Source organism: Streptomyces sp. NPDC127038 (assembly GCF_042725875.1).
GTDB lineage: Bacteria > Actinomycetota > Actinomycetes > Streptomycetales > Streptomycetaceae > Streptomyces.
On sequence record NZ_JBHXDQ010000005.1, the window covers coordinates 109,679 to 127,324 of the forward strand.

Below are 17,646 nucleotides of genomic sequence, written 5' to 3' on the forward strand. Positions count from 1 at the left end.
GAGCCCTGACGCAAGCGGGCCACGAGGTCACCGGACCCGGCCGAGGCCCGGCCGATGCCGAGCCCTTCAGGAGGGTCCTTCAGCCGAGCCGTTCAGCAGGGCCCTTCAGCCGGGCCCGCGCCAACAGTCGCGAGCCGCGCCCGTTCAGCCGCGAGCCCCCGCCCGTTCGGCCGGGCCCGAGCCCTCGCATGTCCGGCAGGGCCCGGCCCCGCCCGTTCAGCGGGGCTTGCGCCCGTTGGGGCGGTCCGGCCCCCGCCCGAACAGCCGGGCCCTGCCTGCGCCCGCACAGCCGGTCCGGCCCCGCCCGTACAACCGGGCCCGGCCCGTGCGCGCCGCTCAGTGGCGACCCCTCGTCCGGTCCAGTGCCGCGACGCCGATCGCGGCGAGGCCGATCTGGATGAGCCACTCGATCCAGTCGATGCCCTTCGTGTCGGCGACGCCGAACGCGGCGGCGATCCCCGACCCGATGAACGCGGCCACGATGCCGACCACGATCGTCCACAGGATGCCGATGCGCTGACGCCCCGGTACGGCGAGCCGGCCCAGTACACCGATGACGATGCCGATGACGATGGCACTGATGACGCCCGAGATCTCCATCTCCGCCCCTCCTGGTCGGTCCCCTCGCTGTACTGCATCTGCCCGCTGGGGCCTGGTGCAGTCCCTTCCGGTTATTGCCTTCGCTTGATGGTTCCCCACCGAAATGCCATGTACCTTTCAATCGTTCAACGCGTGTAGATCCCCCCATGTTCGGTCTACGCGCGCAGAGTTGGCGCTCGAACCCCCTATCTCCCCACCTTTCACGGAGGTTTGACGGATGCTCGGTCCAAGAGGATTCCGCCACAGACTCACCACGGGACTCGCCGGTCTCGGACTGCTGATCACGGCAGCCGCCCTGCACGTCACCGCGGACGCGACACCCGCACACGCGGCCACCACCCACCGCGTGCTGTTCGACAACGGTCACGCCGAGACCGCGGGCAACGCCGACTGGATCATCTCCACCAGCCAGCCCGATCCGCTCGGCCAGAACTCCAGCCCGACCTCGGAGACCTCCTGGACGGGCGCCCTGTCCTCCTGGGGCGTGGCCCTTCAGAAGACCGGCAACTACAGCCTGAAGACGCTGCCTTCGGGCTCCAGCCTCACCTACGGCGGAAGCGCCGCGACCGACCTGGCGAACTTCGACGAGCTCGTGCTGCCCGAGCCCAACACGCTGTTCACCACCGCCGAGAAGACCGCCATCATGACGTTCGTCAAGAACGGCGGCGGCCTCTTCATGATCTCCGACCACACCGGCGCCGACCGCAACAGCGACGGCTACGACGCGGTCGAGATCCTGAACGACCTGATGACCAACAACAGCGTCGACAGCACCGACCCGTTCGGCTTCTCCATCGACACGCTGGACGTCAGCTCGGACTACCCGACCGCGATCAGCGACAGCACCAACGCGGTCCTGCACGGCTCGTTCGGCACGGTGTCCAAGAGCCTGATCGCCGACGGGACCACGGCCACTCTGAAGCCGGCCGACAACTCCGCCGTCAAGGGCCTGGTCTACCGCACCGGTTACTCCGGGAACACCGGCGCCTTCTTCGTGACCAGCACCTTCGGCAGCGGCAAGGTCGCCTTCTGGGGCGACAGTTCACCGATCGACGACGGCACCGGCCAGTCCGGCAACACCCTGTACGACGGCTGGAACGACACCGGCGCCAACGACGCCGCACTCGCCCTCAACGCGACCGACTGGCTGGCCGGCACGACCAGCAGCGGTGGCGGTGGCGGCGGTACCGGCACCTGCACGGCCGCCCAGCTCCTCGCCAACCCGGGCTTCGAGTCGGGCGCCACGTCCTGGACCGCCAGCAGCGGTGTCATCACCACCAGCACCAGCGAGGCGGCCCGTACCGGTTCGTACAAGGCCTGGCTCGACGGCTACGGAACGGCCACCACCGACACGCTCTCGCAGGCCGTGACCATCCCCTCGGGCTGCTCGGCCACCCTCAGCTTCTATCTGCACGTGGACACGGCCGAGACGACCACGACCACGGCGTACGACACCCTCAAGGCCCAGGTGGTCAACAGCAGCGGCACCGTGCTGTCCACCCTGGCCACGTACTCGAACCTGAACGCGGCCACCGGGTACACGCAGCGCTCGTTCAGCCTGGGCTCCACGTACGCCGGGCAGACGGTCACCATCAAGTTCACCGGCGTCGAGGGCTCCACGCTCCAGACGTCGTTCGTGCTCGACGACACCGCGCTCAACGTGAGCTGAGCCGGATTCCGGACGAGGGGCGGGCCCGCGTCACGGGTCCGCCCCTCGTGCCGTTCCGCCGCCGGGATCCGCCCCGCGTCACGGGGCCGACCTGCGCTCGAACACCACCTCGCGCGCCGTCCCCAGGGCCGTCGCCACCGCGCCCAGCAGCACCGCGTCCTCGCCCAGACGGCCGGGCACGATCCTCGGGCGCAGCGGGGTGAGGGTGCGCAGCGTCTCGCGCACGGGCCGCAGCAGCAGGTCGACGCTGTGGCCGACCCCGCCGCCCAGGACCACCAGATCGGGATCGAGGACCGCCGTCGCGGCCGCCACCGTGTACGCGATCCGCTCGCCCTCCAGGCGGACCGCCTCGACGGCAGGACCCCGCCCCTCCCGGGCCGCGTCGAAGACGGCCTTCGCGGTCAGCGGTCCGGTCATGCCGAAGTGCCGGGCGGCCTCGACGACCGCCTCGCCCGACACCGCGTCCTCCAGGGTCCCGGGCGTCTGCCGGCCCGGCCAGGGCAGGAAGCCGATCTCGCCGGCCCCGCCGTGCGCCCCCGTGAACAGCCGTCCCTCGCTGACGACGCCCATGCCGAGACCGGTGCCGATCATGATGTAGGCGAACAGCCTGCTCCCGGCGCCGGCCCCGTACGTGTACTCGCCGAGCGCCGCGAGATTGGCGTCGTTGTGCACCTCGAGCGGGACGCCCAGCTCCTCGCGCATCCGGTCGAACAGGCCGGCCCGTCCCCAGCCGGGCAGGTGCATCGCGTACCGCACCCGGCCCTCCCGCTCGTCGTACACGCCCGGTGTGCCCACCACCGCGTGGGCCACCTCGTGCTCCCCGGCACCGGAGTCGGCGACGACCCGGCGGGCGGTGGCGACCACCAGCTCGGCCATGGCCCCGGAGGTACGGGCCCGGTTGCGTACGTCCGCGCGCGCGACCACCGCGCCGTCCAGGTCGGCCACCGCCACGCGCAGCCAGCCGCGGCCGATGTCGATGCCCAGCGCGTACCCGGCGGCGGGGTCGGGGGCGTACAGGACGGCGACCCGGCCGCGTCCGGGCGCCAGCGTGCCGACCTCGTGGACGAGTCCCGCCTCCTCCAGCGCGGCGAGCGCGCTGGAGACCGTCGGCTTGGACAGGCCCGTGTCGCGGGCGAGCTGGGCGCGCGAGGCGGCGCCCCCGGAGCGCAGCCGGCCGAGGAGCAGCCGTTCGTTGGCACTGCGCAACCGGCCCCGGTTCCAGGGCTGTTCGGGCTGCCCGTTGTCATCGCCCGCGGGCTCCGCGCCCTTCCCGTTCATTCGTGACACCCCCTTGACGCGCTTAGTAAGGCTCCTTAACTTTATCGCCCAGTCGGCCTCGCCGGGCGAGCCGAGGGCACCTCGTACTTCCGCGCGCGTCCCGTCCCGAGGAGGATCCGTGTCCAGTACCCCGCCACCCCCCGGCGGCTTCGTCCGCCGTGTCGGCCCGTTCCAGGCCACCGCCATCAACATGAGCCAGATGTGCGGCATCGGGCCGTTCGTGACGATCCCGCTCATGGTCGCCGCGTTCGGCGGTCCGCAGGCCGTCGTCGGATTCGTCGCGGGCGCCCTGCTGGCACTCGCCGACGGGCTCGTGTGGGCCGAACTCGGCGCGGCCATGCCGGGTTCCGGCGGCAGCTACGTCTATCTGCGCCAGGCCTTCCAGTACCGCACCGGGCGTCTGATGCCGTTCCTGTTCGTGTGGACGGCGATGCTCTTCATCCCGCTGATCATGTCCACCGGCGTGGTCGGCTTCGTCCAGTACCTCGGCTATCTCGCCCCCGGCATGAGCCGGACCACCGGCGACCTCGTGGGACTCGGCATGGTCGCCCTCGTCGTCCTGCTGCTGTGGCGGGGGATCGAGCACATCGCGCGCATCACCGCCGTCATGTGGACCGTGATGATCGCCTCGGTCGGTCTCGTGATCGTCGCCGCTGCCACCGACTTCAGCGCCGCCCGCGCCTTCACCTACCCGGCCCACGCCTTCGCGCTGTCCACGGGGCACTTCTGGGTCGGCTTCGCCGCGGGCCTGACCATCGGCATCTACGACTACCTCGGCTACAACACCACCGCGTACATGGGCGCCGAGATCAAGGACCCGGGCCGCACCCTGCCCCGCTCCATCATCTACTCGATCCTCGGCATCATGGCGATCTACCTGCTGCTCCAGATCGGCACGCTCGGCGTCATCGACTGGAAGCGGATGACCGACCCCGGCGACATCGCCTCGACCTCGGTGGCCTCGGCGGTCATGGAGGAGACCTGGGGCAAGGGTGCCGCCGACACGGTCACCGTCCTCATCCTGATCACCGCGTTCGCCTCGGTCTTCACCGGGCTGCTCGGCGGCTCGCGGGTGCCCTACGACGCCGCACGCGAGCGTGTGTTCTTCCGCCCCTACGCCAGACTGCACCCCAGGCACCGCTTCCCGACCCTCGGTCTGGCCACCATGGGCGTCATCACGGCGATCGGGTTCCTGATCGGCCGCCACACCGACCTCGCCACCCTCATCCAGCTGCTGACCACCGTCATGGTGATCGTCCAGGCGCTCGCCCAGGTCGTCGCCCTGTCGGTCCTGCGGGCCAGGCAGCCAGGGCTGCGCCGCCCCTACCGGATGTGGCTCTACCCGCTGCCGAGCTTCCTCGCCCTCGCCGGCTGGCTCACCATCTACGGATACGCGGACCGGAACTCACCGGGCCGCCACCCCATCGAGTGGTCGCTGGCCTGGGTCGCCCTCGGCCTGATCGCCTTCGTCGTCTGGGCCCGGCTGGAGAAGGTGTGGCCCTTCGGCCCGAAGGAGGTCGCCGAGGAGTACCTGACCGACCAGGCCCCGGACACCGAGCCCGCCGACGCGTGAACGGGCGTCCCCCCGGCCGGGGCGGTCCCTCAGCCGGGGGGCCGGCCGTCGCCACGGACGTGGTTCCAGGTCCGCAGGACCACCTCGCGGCCCTTCGCCGTACGGACCACGGGCTCGTCGTCGGTGAGCACGAAACCCGTCGCCCGGGCGACGGCCTCGCTGGCCGCGTTCCGGTCCTCGATGCACAGCACCACACGCCGGCCGCCCACGCGGCGGTGGGCGAAGTCCACGGCGAGCCGGACCGCCCGGGTCGCCAGCCCCCGGCCCCGGTAAGCGGCCCCCACGCCGTAGGCCAGTTCGACGTCACGGTCGTCGGCGGTGCCGGGGAACAGCAGGATCTCGCCCCGGGGCCGCGCCCCGTCCGTGGTGATGGCGAGCTGCACGCCCCGCCTCTCGGCGGCCTTCTGCTCGGCCGCCGCGAGGTAGGCGAGCGCCGCCTCCGTGTCGAAGGGCGAGACGACCGGCGTCCACCGGTCGATCTCGGGATCGTCGTAGAGCGCGACCAGATCCGCGACATCGTCGTCGGACCACTCGCGCAGGTGCAGCCCCAGCCCGCCGAGGCACAGCGGCCGGGGAAAGTCGAACGTCGGTCGGCTGTCCATCGGACGATCGTGACGTGCCGGGCGGGCGAAGACCAAGGAGGCGAGGACACGCACATGGATCCGGACGTCACGGGCGGTGACCGATCGGGTGTTCCCCGGATGCGCGGGGGCCGGGCCAGGATAGAAAGGGGACATCGTCCGATCGCCGGGAGGCCGTGATGCTCGTCCCCTTCGGAGCCCTTGATTTCCTGGACCGCGCCGTCACCGTGTACGGCGACCGCCTCGGCGTGGTCGACGAACCCGACCAGCCGGCAGAGCCCTGGCAGGGTCTGACCTACCGCCGCGTCGGCGAACTGGCCAGGGCCCAGGCCGCCGGGCTCGACGCGCTGGGCGTCCCGCACGGCGCGCGCGTGGCCGTCGTCTCGCCCAACAGCGCCCGACTCCTCACCTCGTTCTTCGGCGTCAGCGGACACGGCCGGGTCCTCGTACCGGTCAACTTCCGTCTGACGGCCGACGAGGTGAGCTACATCGTGGAGCACTCGGGCGCGAGCGTCCTGCTCGTCGACCCCGAACTGACCGACCGCTTCGACCGGGTCGCCTGCGAACACCGCTTCACCCTCGGCGCCGCCGCGGACACCGAGCTGTACCGCTTCGGCACCGAACCCCGCCCCTGGGACGCCGACGAGAACGCCACCGCGACGATCAACTACACCAGCGGCACCACGGCCCGGCCCAAGGGCGTGCAGATCACCCACCGCAACATCTGGGTCAACGCCACGACCTTCGCGCTGCACGCCGGGGTCACCGACCGGGACGTGTACCTGCACACCCTGCCGATGTTCCACGCCAACGGGTGGGGGATGCCGTTCGCGATGGCGGGCCTCGGAGTCCCGCAGATCGCGCTGCGCAAGGTCGACGGGGCCGAGATCCTGCGCCGGGTGGCCGAACACGGCGTCACGGTGATGTGCGCGGCCCCGGCCGTCGTCAACGCGGTGCTGGCCGCCGCCGAGTCCTTCGACGGCGAGATCCCCGGCCGCGACCGGGTCCGTATCATCGTCGCCGGAGCGCCGCCGCCGACGAGGACCGTCGCCCGCGTCGAGTCCCTGCTGGGCTGGGAGTTCATCCAGATCTACGGCCTCACCGAGACCTCGCCCCTGCTCACTGTGAACCGCACCCGCTCCGAATGGGACGGACTCGACCCGCAGGCCCGCGCGGAGAAACTGGTGCGCGCCGGGGCCCCCGCGCTGGGCGTGACCCTGCGCACGGCCGCCGACGGCGAGATCCTCGCACGCTCCAACGTCGTGCTGGAGGGCTACTGGGAACAGCCCGCCGAGAGCGAACGGGCCCTGGCCGACGGCTGGTTCCACACCGGCGACGGCGGATCCATCGGCGAGGACGGCTATCTGACGATCAGCGACCGCAAGAAGGACGTGATCATCACCGGCGGCGAGAACGTGTCCTCCATCGAGGTGGAGGACACGCTCTTCAGCCATCCGGCCGTCGCCGAGGTCGCGGTCATCGGCGTCCCCCACGAGAAGTGGGGCGAGACCGTCAAGGCCCTGGTGGTCCTCGCCCCCGACACCGAGGCGACCGAGAGCGAACTGATCGGCTACTGCAAGGAGCGCCTCGCCGGGTACAAGGCGCCGACCTCGGTCGAGTTCCGGAAGGAGCTGGCCCGCACCGCCACCGGCAAGCTCCAGAAGTACAAACTGCGCCGGCCGTACTGGGAAGGACACGACCGGGACGTCAACTGACCGCTCCCGCCACCGGCCGCCGCGTCCGTCACCCGGCGCGGCGGCCCGGTCACGTTCCGTACCCCGATCCGCTCGCCGTCCCGCGTTTCCCGTCCGGCCGACGGAAGATCGTGCCCGGGCCAATCCGAACGGGCCCCTGCTCCGGAATACCTCCGAGGGCTCCGAACGGGAGCCGGGCGGGAGGAACCGATGAGGCGCAGGTCGGCGGAGGCTCCGGACGGTGACGCCGGAACCACCGGAGGGCACCGGAGCGGGGCGCTGAGGCGCACGGCCGTGATCGGCGCGGGAGTCGCCGGGCTCACCGCCGCGTACGTGCTGAGCCAGGAGAGGCCCGTCGTCCTCTACGAAGCGGACGACCGGCTGGGCGGACACGCCCACACCCACGACCTCACCTCGTCCGACGGACGCCTGCACCGCGTCGACTCGGGCTTCATCGTGCACAACCACCGCACCTACCCCCACCTGCTGCGGCTCTTCGCCGAACTCGGCGTCGCCACACAGGAGTCCGAGATGAGCATGTCGGTGCGGTGCGAGGGATGCGGACTCCAGTACGCGGGCGCCCGGGGCCCCGCCGGGCTGTTCGCCCGCCCGGCCAGTGCCCTGCGCCCGGCCTATCTGCGCATGCTCACCGAAGTACCGGCGTTCCACCGCGCCGCCCGCCGCCTCCTGGCCGAGGGCGGCGAAGACACCCTCACCCTCGGCGAGTTCATCGCCAGGGAACGCTTCTCGCCCTATTTCACCCGGCACTTCATGACCCCGCTCGTCTCCGCGGTCTGGTCCTGCGACACGGCCACGGCCCGCCTCTACCCCGCCGCCTACCTGTTCCGCTTCATGGACCACCACGGCATGCTCTCGGTGGGCGGATCACCCCGGTGGCGCACGGTCACCGGGGGCTCCCGCAGCTACGTCGACCGGCTGGCCAAAGAGCTCGACGCCGTGCACACCTCCACCCCGGTCCGGGCCGTGCGCCGCCACGCCGACGGGGTCGACATCACCACCGAGGACGGCACCACCGACTCGTACGGCTCCGTCGTCATCGCCGTCCACCCCGGCCAGGCACTGCGGCTGCTCGCGGACCCCACCGGCCCGGAGCGCGAGGTGCTCGGGACGTTCCGCTACTCGCGCAACACCACCCTCCTGCACACCGACACGACGCTGCTCCCCGGCGCCCGCGGGGCACGGGCCTCCTGGAACTACCTGATGCCCGACTGCGAGACCGACGCCGACCGGGTCAGGGTCAGCTACGACATGAACCGGCTCCAGCGCCTGGACGCGCCCGAGACCTACGTCGTCACGCTCGGCGGCGAGGACCGGGTCGACCCCGCCCAGGTCCTGGCCCGCATGGAGTACGAACACCCCGTCTACACACCCGAGTCGGTCGCCGCCCAACGCCGACTGCCCGCCCTGAACAGCCCGGTGACCGCGTACGCCGGCGCCTACCACGGCTGGGGCTTCCACGAGGACGGCTGCCGCTCCGGCGTCGAGGCGGCCGCGGCACTGGGGGTGGCGTGGTGACGGATGCCCCCGCCCTCTACCCCTGCACGGTCGTCCACGTGCGGACCGAACCCACCCGGTACCGGCTGCGCCACCGCACCTACATGTGGCTGACCGACCCCGACCGCCCGCCCCGACTGCCGTACCCGCTGCGCCCGTTGGCCCGCTTCGATCCCCGGGACCACTTCGACGGCGACCAGCCGAGCATCCGGGCGGGCCTGGACCGCTTCCTCGCCTCGCACGGCGTCGACCTGCGCGGCGGACCGGTGCAGATGCTCGCCCACGCACGCGTCCTCGGCCATGTCTTCAACCCGCTGACCCTGTACTGGTGTCACGAGCCCGACGGCACCGCGGTGTGCGTCGTCGCCGAGGTGCACAACACCTACGGCGAACGGCACTCCTATCTGCTGCGCCCCGACCGGGGCGGAACCGCGCGCACCCGCAAGGAGTTCTACGTGTCGCCGTTCTTCCCGGTCGACGGCGCCTACCGCATGCGCCTTCCCGAGCCCGGAGAGCGGCTCGACCTGACGGTCCGTCTGGATCGCGCGGGCACCAGTCCGTTCACCGCCACCGTACGCGGGACCCGCAGGGAGGCGACCACCGGCGCGCTGCTGCGGCAGGCGCTGCGCCACCCGTGGTCCACCCTCGCCGTGTCCGCCGCCATCCGGCTGCACGGCGTCCGCCTCTATCTGCGCGGCCTGCCCGTGCAGCCCCGCCCCCGTCGACGAGCCCAGGAGAACGTGAGATGACGACAGCCGAGTCGCGCCCCGTCGAGGCGTCCCGGCCGGACACCGACCCGCCCCGCATGCCGGACGTCGTGACACCGCCGCCGTCCTCGTGGGCGCGTACCGCCGTCACCCGCTCCCTGGTGCGCCGGGCACTCGAACGCCTGCCGCTCCAGGCGCGGTTCGCCGACGGAACCCGCGCCGGCCTCGGCGGGCCGGTCATGGAGATCCACGACCCGGACGCCTTCCACCGCCGTATCGGCACCCATGGCCTCGTCGGATTCGGCGAGTCCTACATGGCGGGGGAGTGGGACGCCCCCGACCTGGTCGCCGTGCTCAGCGTGCTCGCCGGCAACGCGGCCCGGCTGATCCCGGCACCGCTCCAGAAGCTGCGGGGCCTCTGGGCGATGCGCCGCCCCGACGTCCAGCGCAACACCCCCACGGGCGCCCGCGACAACATCAGCCGCCACTACGATCTGTCCAACGACCTGTTCGCGCTCTTCCTCGACGACACCCTCAGCTATTCGTCGGCCCTGTTCCGCGGCTTCCCCGCCTCCTGGGACCTGCTGGCCGACGCCCAGCACCGCAAGATCGACCGGCTCCTCGACCTCGTCGGAGCGGGCCCCGGCACACGGCTCCTGGAGATCGGCACCGGCTGGGGCGAGCTGGCGATCCGCGCCGCCGCGCGCGGCGCCCACGTCACCTCGCTGACCCTCTCCCGGGAACAGCGGATCCTGGCCCGCGAACGGGTCCGCGCGGCCGGCCTGGAGGACCGGGTGAGCATCGAGCTGTGCGACTACCGCGAGGCCGTCGGGACGTACGACGCCGTGGTCAGCGTCGAGATGATCGAGGCGGTCGGGGAGGAGTTCTGGCCCGTCTACTTCGCCACCCTCGACGCCAGGCTCGCCCCCGGCGGCCGGGTCGCGCTCCAGGCCATCACCATGCCGCACGACCGGATGCTCGCCTCCCGCGACACCTTCACCTGGATCCAGAAGTACGTCTTCCCCGGCGGGCTGCTGCCCTCCGTGGAGGCGGTGGACGAGGTGACCCGCGCGCACACGACCCTGCGCACCGTCCGCCGGGACGGCTTCGGCGCGCACTACGCGGAGACCCTGCGGCTGTGGCGCGAGCGGTTCACCGAGCGGGCCGCGGAGGTCGCCGCGCTCGGCTTCGACGAGACCTTCCGGCGGATGTGGACCTTCTACCTCGCCTACTCCGAGGCCGGATTCCGCTCCGGCTACCTGGACGTGCAGCAGTACCTGTTCGAGAAGGAGGCCCCCACCCCATGAGCGGATTCCCCTGGGGAGCGTTCGCCCAGAACCTCGCTCCCGCGGCCGGCGCGGCGTTCGCCGTCATGCTCGTCACGTTCGCGGTCGCCGTCCGCAGGGGCCTGCACCGGATCGTGGACGTCGCCTGGGGGATCGGCTTCACCGCGGTGGCCCTCGTCACCCTCCTGGCGTCCGCCGGCGAGGGCGACGGGGCCCGCCGTGTGCTCGTCACGGTCCTCACCGCGGCGTGGGGCCTGAGGCTGGCCGTCCACATCGCGCGGCGCGGCCGGGGACACGGCGAGGACCCCCGCTACGAGGCGATGCTCGCCAAGGCGCCCGGCAGCCGTGACCTGTACGCCCTGCGCATGGTGTACCTGCTGCAAGGGGCACTCGTGTGGCTGGTGTCGCTGCCTGTGCAGGCCGCGCAGTACATTCCGGGGCCCCTCACGGGCTTCGCCTGGGCCGGCACCGCGCTGTGGGCCGTCGGCCTGTTCTTCGAGGCGGTCGGCGACGCCCAGCTGGCCCGCTTCAAGGCCGATCCGGCGAACCGCGGCCGGGTGATGGACCGCGGCCTGTGGAGCTGGACCCGTCACCCCAACTACTTCGGCGACTTCTGCGTCTGGTGGGGCCTGTTCCTGATCGCCTGCGACAGCCCGCAGGCCGCGGCCGTCTCCGTCGTCTCACCGCTGGTGATGAGCTATCTCCTGATCAACGGGAGCGGCAAGCCGATGCTGGAGCGCCATATGGCACGGCGTCCGGGATTCACCGAGTACGCGGCGCGGACCAGCGGCTTCTTCCCGCTGCCCCCGAGGCCGCGCCGCTGACCGGTCCCCGCCGTGCCCGCGGCGGGCGTTCGTCCCCTCCCCCGAACCGAGGGGACGAACGCCCTGAGCGGAGCCCCGGCAGGACCCGGGCCCCGGACGGGCCACCCGCTCCGGGGTCAGGCGGGGAGCCCCAGCAGGGCCACCCTCCCGGGGTCAGGCGGGAAACCCCAGCAGGGCCACCGGCGCGGACGTCGGCTTCGGGGAACCCCCGGCCGGCTCCACGGTGATCCCCATCCCGGACGCGCCGTCGACGGAACCCTCCATCAGCACGGCCTCGGTCCTGCGGCCCGGGTCCATCAGACCGGCGGACCGCATCGTGCCCGCGTCGTCGTACCAGAGCTGGTAGACCTTGCCGCCCGGGGGCTTCGCCATGCCGGAGGCGATGAACACCGCCTGGTCGCGGCTCTTCGACACGACGACCGTGCCGTGGGCCCCGCCCGCCAGCGTCGTCGTGCGCGAGGTCGCGTCGGGGGCGGCGAGAACCGCGGCCAGCTGGTCCGCACGCGCCTCGGCCTGCCGGGCCTGCGCCTGGGCGTCCTGCGCGCGTTCGTGCTGCCACGCCGCCGTACCGCCCAGCGCGGCCGCGGCGGCCAGAGCGGCGGCGAGCGCCCACCGCGCGGGCCGGCGCCGCCGGATCCCGACGGTCCGGGGAACGGTGAGGGCCCTGGTGCGCGGCGACTCCTGGCGGACCGTGATGATCCGCCGCAGGACCTGGTCCTTGAACGCCGGGCCGGGCGTGGTGGTCATGGCCAGTCCGAGCCGCGCGGCCGTCTCACCGAATTCACGGACCTCCTGGGCGCAGTCACCGCACTCCGCGGTGTGCCGCTCGAAACGCTCGCGCTCGTCGTCCTCCAGCGCGTGCAGCGCGTACGCCCCGGTCAGTGTGTGCAGGTCGGCCGTCGTCACACCGTCACCCCCAAGCAGTCGCGCATCCGGATCAGACCGTCGCGCAGCCGCGTCTTGACCGTGCCGAGCGGCGTCGCCAGCAGCTCCGCCACCTCCCGGTAGGTCAGCCCGCGGTAGTAGGCCAGCGTCACCGACTGGCGCTGGAGCTCCGTCAGGGTGCGCAGACAGCGCCGCACCTGCTCACGTTCCAGCCGCGCCTCGACCTGTTCGGTGACCTCGTCGAACTCTGGAGTCCGGTCGAGGAGCGCGGCCTTGTGCTCGCGCGCGGCGGAGGCCTCGACCGAGCGCACCCGGTCCACGGCCCGCTGGTGGGTGAGGGTGAGGACCCAGTTCATCACCGAGCCGCGCTCGGGCCGGTAGCGGGCGGCGGTCCGCCACACCTCCACCAGCACCTCCTGGGCGACCTCCTCGGACTGCGCCCGGTCGCGCAGCACCCTGCGCACGATCCCGAGCACGGGGCCCGCCACCACGTCGTAGAGGGAGGCGAAGGCCTCCTGGTCGCCTCGGGCGACCCGGGCCATGAGATCCGGCAGGTCCGGCTCCGCAGACGGGTTTCGCCCGATCTCCACGGCTTCCTTCACGGTGTGCTTCCTCCAGAACGCTTCGACGGTTCGGATGTGATCCGAAGCCGGTGGGGCGGCGGATTGGCCCACGGACCGGAAAAGTGCGGGCCGTCCCGCTCAGACCTCGGCCACCGGGCGCAGACAGTCCCGCAGCTGGTGCATGGCGCGCCGGGAGTGGCTCTTGACCGTGCCCAGCGGCCAGCCGGTGCGCTGGGCGATCTGCGTCTGGGTGAGGTCCTCGTAGAACGCGAGATGCAGGACCCGGCGCTGCGGTGTGGGGAGCTTGGCCAGCTCGTGGCGTACGAGGACACGGTCGAGCGCGGCCTCGGGCCGGGCCCGGGAGTCGTCGGCGAGGACCAGGAGGGCGCCGGCCGCGCCCACCAGCTCGGTGCGCCGGGTCCGCGCGGACAGCGCGTCGGCGATCTTGCGCCGGGTGATGCAGACGAGCCAGCCGGCGACCGTGCCGCGCTCGGGCCGGTACCCCCGCGCGCCCCGCCACACGGCGAGGAACACCTGCTGGGTGACGTCCTCGGCCTCACGGGCGTCGCCCAGCGAACGGCGGGCGAGGGCGTGGACCAGGGGTGCCCAGCGGCGGTACGCGGTGGCCAGCGAGGCCTCGTCCCCCTCGACGATGCCGCGGGCCAGCTCGGCGTCCGTGACCGTGTCGCCATGCTCCTCGGCCGGTTGTACGGCGGTCGGATCTGCGCTCATGGCCACGGCTCCTTGCTCCGGGGACTCCCTGTGTGGGGCCCCGTGAAACCGATTGTGTGAACCGTGGGACAGAGCCGACAACTCGCATCGTTTCTGCGTCGTATAGTCGCCGTATGGGTGACATCCGGTCGGATCAGGGGCGGGAGCCGGGCGCGGAATCCGCAGGGGCAGGCGTCACCACGGGTGCGCTCGCCCGCCGCCTGGGCGTCTCACCCACCACCCTGCGCTCCTGGGACCGCAGGTACGGCGTGGGGCCGGCGATCCGTTCCGGCGGGCGGCACCGGCGGTGGACGCCGCAGGACGTGGCGATGCTGGAGGAGATGTGCCGGCTGACCTCCGCCGGCGTGCCGCCCGCCGAGGCGGCCAGGGCGGCCAAGGGTTCGGCCGATCCCGTGACGCCCGGGGCGGGGACCGCCGGCGACGAGGCGGAATCCCGCGGACGGGAGGCCGGCGCGGAGCCCATCGGTGACCCGCGCCAGGAGTGCAAGGGCCTCGCGCGCGCCGCCGTACGCCTCGACGCGCCTTCCGTGGACGACCAGTTGACCTCGCTCGTGGAGCGGCACGGTGTGGTCGTCGGCTGGGAGGAGGTGATGGTGCCGGCCCTGCACGCGGTGGGCCGCAAGTGGGAGTCCGCCGGTGACCGTTACGTGGAGGTGGAGCACCTGCTGTCGTGGCACATCTCCCGTGCGCTGCACCGCGCTTCGGTGCCGACGGGGGTCCGGGCGCGCGCCGCGGGGGCCGGGGCCACCGGGGTGCGGGCGACCGGGGCGGGGCCCGTCCTGCTGGCCTGCGTGCCGGGCGAACAGCACTGTCTCCCGCTGGAGGCGCTGCACGCCGGGCTGGTGGAACAGGGTTTGCCCACCAGGATGTTCGGTGCCGCGGTGCCCCCGGAAGCGCTGACCGCGGCGGTCCGGCGGCTGGGACCGGTGGCCGTCGTGCTGTGGTCGCAGACCCGATCCACCGCGGACCGCCCCCTGGCCCGTCACGTCGCGTCCACCAGTTGGGGAGTCAGAGGGGCCCGGAGCCATCCCGCCGTCCTCCTCGGCGGACCCGGGTGGGCCGGCCGCGCGGAACCGGGCATGCTCCGGCCGCCCGGCCTGAGGGAGGCATTGACCGCGCTGGCGGGCCTGGCCGACGGCGCCACGAACTCGCCCGGCTGACGGTCACGCGAGCCCGCCGGGCCGGTGGCACCTCGGTCCGGTCCGGCTGCACCTCGGCCCGGCCGTCCGGTCCGGTCTCCGGCTGTCGGCGACTCGCACGTCGAGGCCGCCCTCGCGAACTCCCGCTCGGGCGGCCCCTGTTCCGTCTTCCCGGCCCGTTCGGGTCAGCCCACCGTCGGCGTCGGGGAGGGCTGCACGGGCAGCGAGGCCCCGGGCGCCGGCAGCGACGCCCCGGCCGAGGGGAGCGAGGTCCCGCCCGCGGGCGGGGTCAGGACGACCTCGGGCTCGCCGGGCTGCGGCGGCGGAGGCGTCAGATTGACCGCGGGCACCTTCGGGATGCTGGTCTCCTGGACGATCACGTAGTTGAAGTCGACCAGCCCGGTCTTCTCCATCACCGTGATGTGGTCAAGCACGGTGTCGTTGGCCTGGTCGGCGAGCTGCCGTACGAGGGTGTTCTCGGTCGTGGCGCGGATCTTCGCCACCACGGAGAAGATCTGTCCGTGGGTGATCCGCAGGATGTTGGCGAAGTCGCTGTCGAACTTCGAGCCGGAGTCCGCGCTCAGGGTCGATATGAAGCCCTGCTGCAGCGGGGACGGCTTGTTGGGCAGCGTGATCCCGAGGGTCTTGGCCACCTTGCGGCTCGTGTCGTCGAGCGCGGCGTGACCCGAGACCAGGTGCTGTCCCGCCGTGCGGACCGCCGGGGTCGTTCCCTTCTGGAGGGCCAGCTGCCCGACCGGGTACTCCCACAGACCCGCCGCGCGCACCTTCACGACGAAGTCGCGGTCGGCCTCCGTCAGCGGACCCGAGGACGGGTTGGCGATGACGGCCACCGACGTGGCCGACGTGGTCTGGATCCCCAGCATGGCCGGGTAGGCGAGCGCCGCCAGGGTCAGCGTCAACGCACCGGTCACGAAGAGTGTTCCCGCGTTCCGTGTAATGCGCATTGAGGAGCCTCCTGGGGGCGGGTACGGCGGTTCCGGGGCGGTCGGCTCCGGGGTGGCCGCGCGGTGGATCCGGTGCGCACGGACCCGATACGAGTGGTTCGGACGACCACGTATACGGCGGCGCACCGAAGAAGAATCTCTACAACAGGTAAAATCCCCGGCAGTTTATCCTCGGCCCGGTGCGTCCCCGCACGCGGTCGGGTCCGCCGTCAGTCCAGACCCCTGGCCCTCTTGAACCGGGCCAGCCCCTCGGAGAGTTCGACGATCGGGTCCGGGTAGTCGCAGGCCGCCCGGTCCAGGCCCCGGAGCTTCCACGGCTCGTGCACCTCGCGCCCGGCGATTCCCGCCAACTCGGGCACCCAGCGCCGGACATATGCCCCGTCCGGGTCGTAACGCCTGGCCTGGGTCACCGGGTTCAGGACGCGGTTGGGCCGGCTGTCGGTGCCCGTGCCCGCCATCCACTGCCAGTTGAGCTGGTTGTTCGCCACGTCGCCGTCGACCAGCAGATCCAGGAAGTGCCGGGCCCCGACCCGCCAGTCCACGTACAGCGTCTTGGCCAGGAAGCTCGCCGTCAGCAGGCGCCCCCGGTTGTGCATCCAGCCCTCGTGGCGCAACTGCCGCATCGCCGCGTCCACCACCGGATAGCCGGTCTTCCCCTCCCGCCACGCCTCGATGTCGTCCGCCGCCTCGGACTCGGGGCGCCAACGGTCGTGCCGGGTGCGGTAGTCGGCCGCGGACGCGTCCGGGCGGGCCGCCAGCACCTGGTGATGGAAGTCCCGCCACGCCACCTGCCGTACGAACGCCTCCGCGCCCGGACCGCCCGCGCCCCGCGCCCGGTGGACCAGTTCGACGGGCGACAGCGTGCCGAAGTGCAGATGGGGCGAGAGCCGGGAGGTGGCGTCGCCCGGCAGGTCGTCGTGACGCTCCTCGTACGCCCCGATCCCGTCCCGCAGCCACGCCGTCAGCCGCTTCCTCGCCTCCGTCTCGCCGCCCCGGGCCAGTCCCTCGGACACCGCGGAGACCTCCGCGCGGGAGGGCACCTCCTCGGAACCGACGCCGTCGGGCACCCGGACGGTCCGGGGAGCCGCCAGCGCGTCCCGCAGCGGCTGCCGCTCCCACTGGCGGTGGTACGGCGTGAACACGGCGAAGTGGTCGGAGGCCGCCGGGGTCACGGCGCCGGGGGCGAGCGCGGTGATCACCGCCTCGTGGACGTGCAGCCGGCGCCCGTCCGCCTCCAGCGCGGTGCGCAACCGCTCCTCCCGGCGGTGCGCGTAGGCGCTCACCCCCGCGGCGATGTGCACGTCGGCGGCGTCCGTCTCGACGGCCGCCTTGGCGACCTCGGCGGCCACGTCGCCGGAGCGCACCACCAGCCGGCCCCCGCGCTCGCGGAGCCCGGCGTCCAGGTCCGCGAGGCAGTCGGCGAGGAACGCCATCCGGTTCGGCGCGGTGAACCCGGCGTCGGCCACGGCCCCGTCACGGACGAAGAGCGGCACGACCGCGTCCGCGCCGTCGAGGGCGGCCCGCAGCGGCGGGTGGTCGTGCAGACGGAGGTCGGAGGTGAACAGGACGATCGAGACGGTCATGGGACGGCTCCGGTGCGGGGCTTGCGGGGACGGCATCGGTCTGCTTCCGCCC

The 17,646-nt window shown here is 72.6% G+C and carries 16 protein-coding genes; 8 read left to right on the forward strand and 8 right to left on the reverse strand.

All coding sequences use genetic code 11. The annotated features are described in order from the left end of the window. Window positions 1-336: 336 nt before the first annotated feature. Window positions 337-600 carry a GlsB/YeaQ/YmgE family stress response membrane protein gene (locus ACFWI4_RS05715; RefSeq protein ID WP_385396556.1) on the reverse strand — a complete coding sequence of 88 codons (264 nt, stop codon included), beginning with the start codon at window positions 598-600 and terminating at the stop codon, window positions 337-339. 217 nt (window positions 601-817) lie between these two features. On the opposite strand from ACFWI4_RS05715, the gene ACFWI4_RS05720 reads away from it, so the two are divergent. After that, window positions 818-2,269: a hydrolase gene (locus ACFWI4_RS05720; protein WP_387191347.1), complete on the forward strand. Its 1,452-nt coding sequence runs from the start codon at window positions 818-820 to the stop codon at window positions 2,267-2,269. 78 nt (window positions 2,270-2,347) lie between these two features. Here the strand turns inward: ACFWI4_RS05720 and ACFWI4_RS05725 are convergent, their stop codons facing one another. Then, window positions 2,348-3,547: an ROK family protein gene (locus tag ACFWI4_RS05725; protein ID WP_387191349.1), complete on the reverse strand. Its 1,200-nt coding sequence runs from the start codon at window positions 3,545-3,547 to the stop codon at window positions 2,348-2,350. A 118-nt stretch (window positions 3,548-3,665) separates the two neighbouring features. On the opposite strand from ACFWI4_RS05725, the gene ACFWI4_RS05730 reads away from it, so the two are divergent. Beyond that, the gene (locus tag ACFWI4_RS05730; RefSeq protein WP_387191351.1) at window positions 3,666-5,120 is read left to right on the forward strand and encodes an APC family permease; all 1,455 of its coding nucleotides are present in this window, start codon (window positions 3,666-3,668) and stop codon (window positions 5,118-5,120) included. A gap of 29 nt (window positions 5,121-5,149) precedes the next feature. Here ACFWI4_RS05730 and ACFWI4_RS05735 read toward each other — a convergent pair whose 3' ends face one another. After that, complete coding sequence (locus ACFWI4_RS05735; protein ID WP_387191353.1) at window positions 5,150-5,722, reverse strand: GNAT family N-acetyltransferase; 573 nt, start codon at window positions 5,720-5,722, stop codon at window positions 5,150-5,152. A 158-nt stretch (window positions 5,723-5,880) separates the two neighbouring features. Between ACFWI4_RS05735 and ACFWI4_RS05740 the strand changes: the two genes are divergently transcribed. The 5 genes from ACFWI4_RS05740 to ACFWI4_RS05760 all read left to right on the forward strand — a co-directional run bounded on the left by ACFWI4_RS05740 (window position 5,881) and on the right by ACFWI4_RS05760 (window position 11,727). After that, window positions 5,881-7,416 carry an AMP-binding protein gene (locus ACFWI4_RS05740; protein WP_387191355.1) on the forward strand — a complete coding sequence of 512 codons (1,536 nt, stop codon included), beginning with the start codon at window positions 5,881-5,883 and terminating at the stop codon, window positions 7,414-7,416. Window positions 7,417-7,605: 189 nt separating this feature from the next. Further along, window positions 7,606-8,931, forward strand: a complete 1,326-nt coding sequence (locus ACFWI4_RS05745) for an NAD(P)/FAD-dependent oxidoreductase (RefSeq protein ID WP_387191357.1) — start codon at window positions 7,606-7,608, stop codon at window positions 8,929-8,931. After that, window positions 8,928-9,659, forward strand: coding sequence for a DUF1365 domain-containing protein (locus ACFWI4_RS05750; protein ID WP_387191359.1), 732 nt, complete (start codon window positions 8,928-8,930; stop codon window positions 9,657-9,659). Before ACFWI4_RS05745 ends, ACFWI4_RS05750 begins: the two co-directional genes overlap by 4 nt. After that, window positions 9,656-10,924 carry a class I SAM-dependent methyltransferase gene (locus ACFWI4_RS05755; protein WP_387191361.1) on the forward strand — a complete coding sequence of 423 codons (1,269 nt, stop codon included), beginning with the start codon at window positions 9,656-9,658 and terminating at the stop codon, window positions 10,922-10,924. The genes ACFWI4_RS05750 and ACFWI4_RS05755 overlap by 4 nt, the downstream gene beginning before the upstream one ends. Next, a complete protein-coding gene (locus ACFWI4_RS05760) occupies window positions 10,921-11,727 on the forward strand; it encodes a DUF1295 domain-containing protein (protein WP_387191363.1) in 807 nt (268 codons plus the stop codon). Before ACFWI4_RS05755 ends, ACFWI4_RS05760 begins: the two co-directional genes overlap by 4 nt. A gap of 153 nt (window positions 11,728-11,880) precedes the next feature. Here ACFWI4_RS05760 and ACFWI4_RS05765 read toward each other — a convergent pair whose 3' ends face one another. The 3 genes from ACFWI4_RS05765 to ACFWI4_RS05775 form a co-directional block, all read right to left on the reverse strand. After that, the gene (locus ACFWI4_RS05765; RefSeq protein WP_387191365.1) at window positions 11,881-12,633 is read right to left on the reverse strand and encodes an anti-sigma factor domain-containing protein; all 753 of its coding nucleotides are present in this window, start codon (window positions 12,631-12,633) and stop codon (window positions 11,881-11,883) included. After that, a complete protein-coding gene (locus tag ACFWI4_RS05770) occupies window positions 12,630-13,214 on the reverse strand; it encodes a sigma-70 family RNA polymerase sigma factor (RefSeq protein ID WP_385396578.1) in 585 nt (194 codons plus the stop codon). The genes ACFWI4_RS05765 and ACFWI4_RS05770 overlap by 4 nt, the downstream gene beginning before the upstream one ends. 99 nt (window positions 13,215-13,313) lie before the next feature. Further along, complete coding sequence (locus ACFWI4_RS05775) at window positions 13,314-13,907, reverse strand: sigma-70 family RNA polymerase sigma factor (RefSeq protein WP_387191367.1); 594 nt, start codon at window positions 13,905-13,907, stop codon at window positions 13,314-13,316. Between the two features lie 113 nt (window positions 13,908-14,020). Between ACFWI4_RS05775 and ACFWI4_RS05780 the strand changes: the two genes are divergently transcribed. Then, on the forward strand, window positions 14,021-15,067 hold the full coding sequence (locus ACFWI4_RS05780; protein ID WP_387191369.1) for a MerR family transcriptional regulator: 1,047 nt from the start codon (window positions 14,021-14,023) through the stop codon (window positions 15,065-15,067). Between the two features lie 164 nt (window positions 15,068-15,231). On the opposite strand, the gene ACFWI4_RS05785 is transcribed toward ACFWI4_RS05780, so the two are convergent. Both ACFWI4_RS05785 and ACFWI4_RS05790 read right to left on the reverse strand, forming a co-directional pair. Further along, a complete protein-coding gene (locus tag ACFWI4_RS05785; RefSeq protein ID WP_387191371.1) occupies window positions 15,232-16,011 on the reverse strand; it encodes a DUF4142 domain-containing protein in 780 nt (259 codons plus the stop codon). A gap of 209 nt (window positions 16,012-16,220) precedes the next feature. Then, window positions 16,221-17,594 (reverse strand): cryptochrome/photolyase family protein, encoded by a 1,374-nt coding sequence (locus tag ACFWI4_RS05790; RefSeq protein WP_387191373.1) that lies wholly within the window; start codon window positions 17,592-17,594, stop codon window positions 16,221-16,223. Window positions 17,595-17,646: the final 52 nt, after the last annotated feature.

Excerpts from the sequence above, each read along its gene's own strand:
- ACFWI4_RS05715 (WP_385396556.1), bottom strand. The coding sequence starts at position 600 with ATGGAGATCTCGGGCGTCATCAGTGCCATCGTCATCGGCATCGTCATC.
- ACFWI4_RS05720 (WP_387191347.1), top strand. The coding sequence starts at position 818 with ATGCTCGGTCCAAGAGGATTCCGCCACAGACTCACCACGGGACTCGCC.
- ACFWI4_RS05725 (WP_387191349.1), bottom strand. The coding sequence starts at position 3,547 with ATGAACGGGAAGGGCGCGGAGCCCGCGGGCGATGACAACGGGCAGCCC.
- ACFWI4_RS05735 (WP_387191353.1), bottom strand. The coding sequence starts at position 5,722 with ATGGACAGCCGACCGACGTTCGACTTTCCCCGGCCGCTGTGCCTCGGC.
- ACFWI4_RS05740 (WP_387191355.1), top strand. The coding sequence starts at position 5,881 with ATGCTCGTCCCCTTCGGAGCCCTTGATTTCCTGGACCGCGCCGTCACC.
- ACFWI4_RS05745 (WP_387191357.1), top strand. The coding sequence starts at position 7,606 with ATGAGGCGCAGGTCGGCGGAGGCTCCGGACGGTGACGCCGGAACCACC.
- ACFWI4_RS05755 (WP_387191361.1), top strand. The coding sequence starts at position 9,656 with ATGACGACAGCCGAGTCGCGCCCCGTCGAGGCGTCCCGGCCGGACACC.
- ACFWI4_RS05760 (WP_387191363.1), top strand. The coding sequence starts at position 10,921 with ATGAGCGGATTCCCCTGGGGAGCGTTCGCCCAGAACCTCGCTCCCGCG.
- ACFWI4_RS05775 (WP_387191367.1), bottom strand. The coding sequence starts at position 13,907 with ATGAGCGCAGATCCGACCGCCGTACAACCGGCCGAGGAGCATGGCGAC.
- ACFWI4_RS05780 (WP_387191369.1), top strand. The coding sequence starts at position 14,021 with ATGGGTGACATCCGGTCGGATCAGGGGCGGGAGCCGGGCGCGGAATCC.
- ACFWI4_RS05785 (WP_387191371.1), bottom strand. The coding sequence starts at position 16,011 with ATGCGCATTACACGGAACGCGGGAACACTCTTCGTGACCGGTGCGTTG.
- ACFWI4_RS05790 (WP_387191373.1), bottom strand. The coding sequence starts at position 17,594 with ATGACCGTCTCGATCGTCCTGTTCACCTCCGACCTCCGTCTGCACGAC.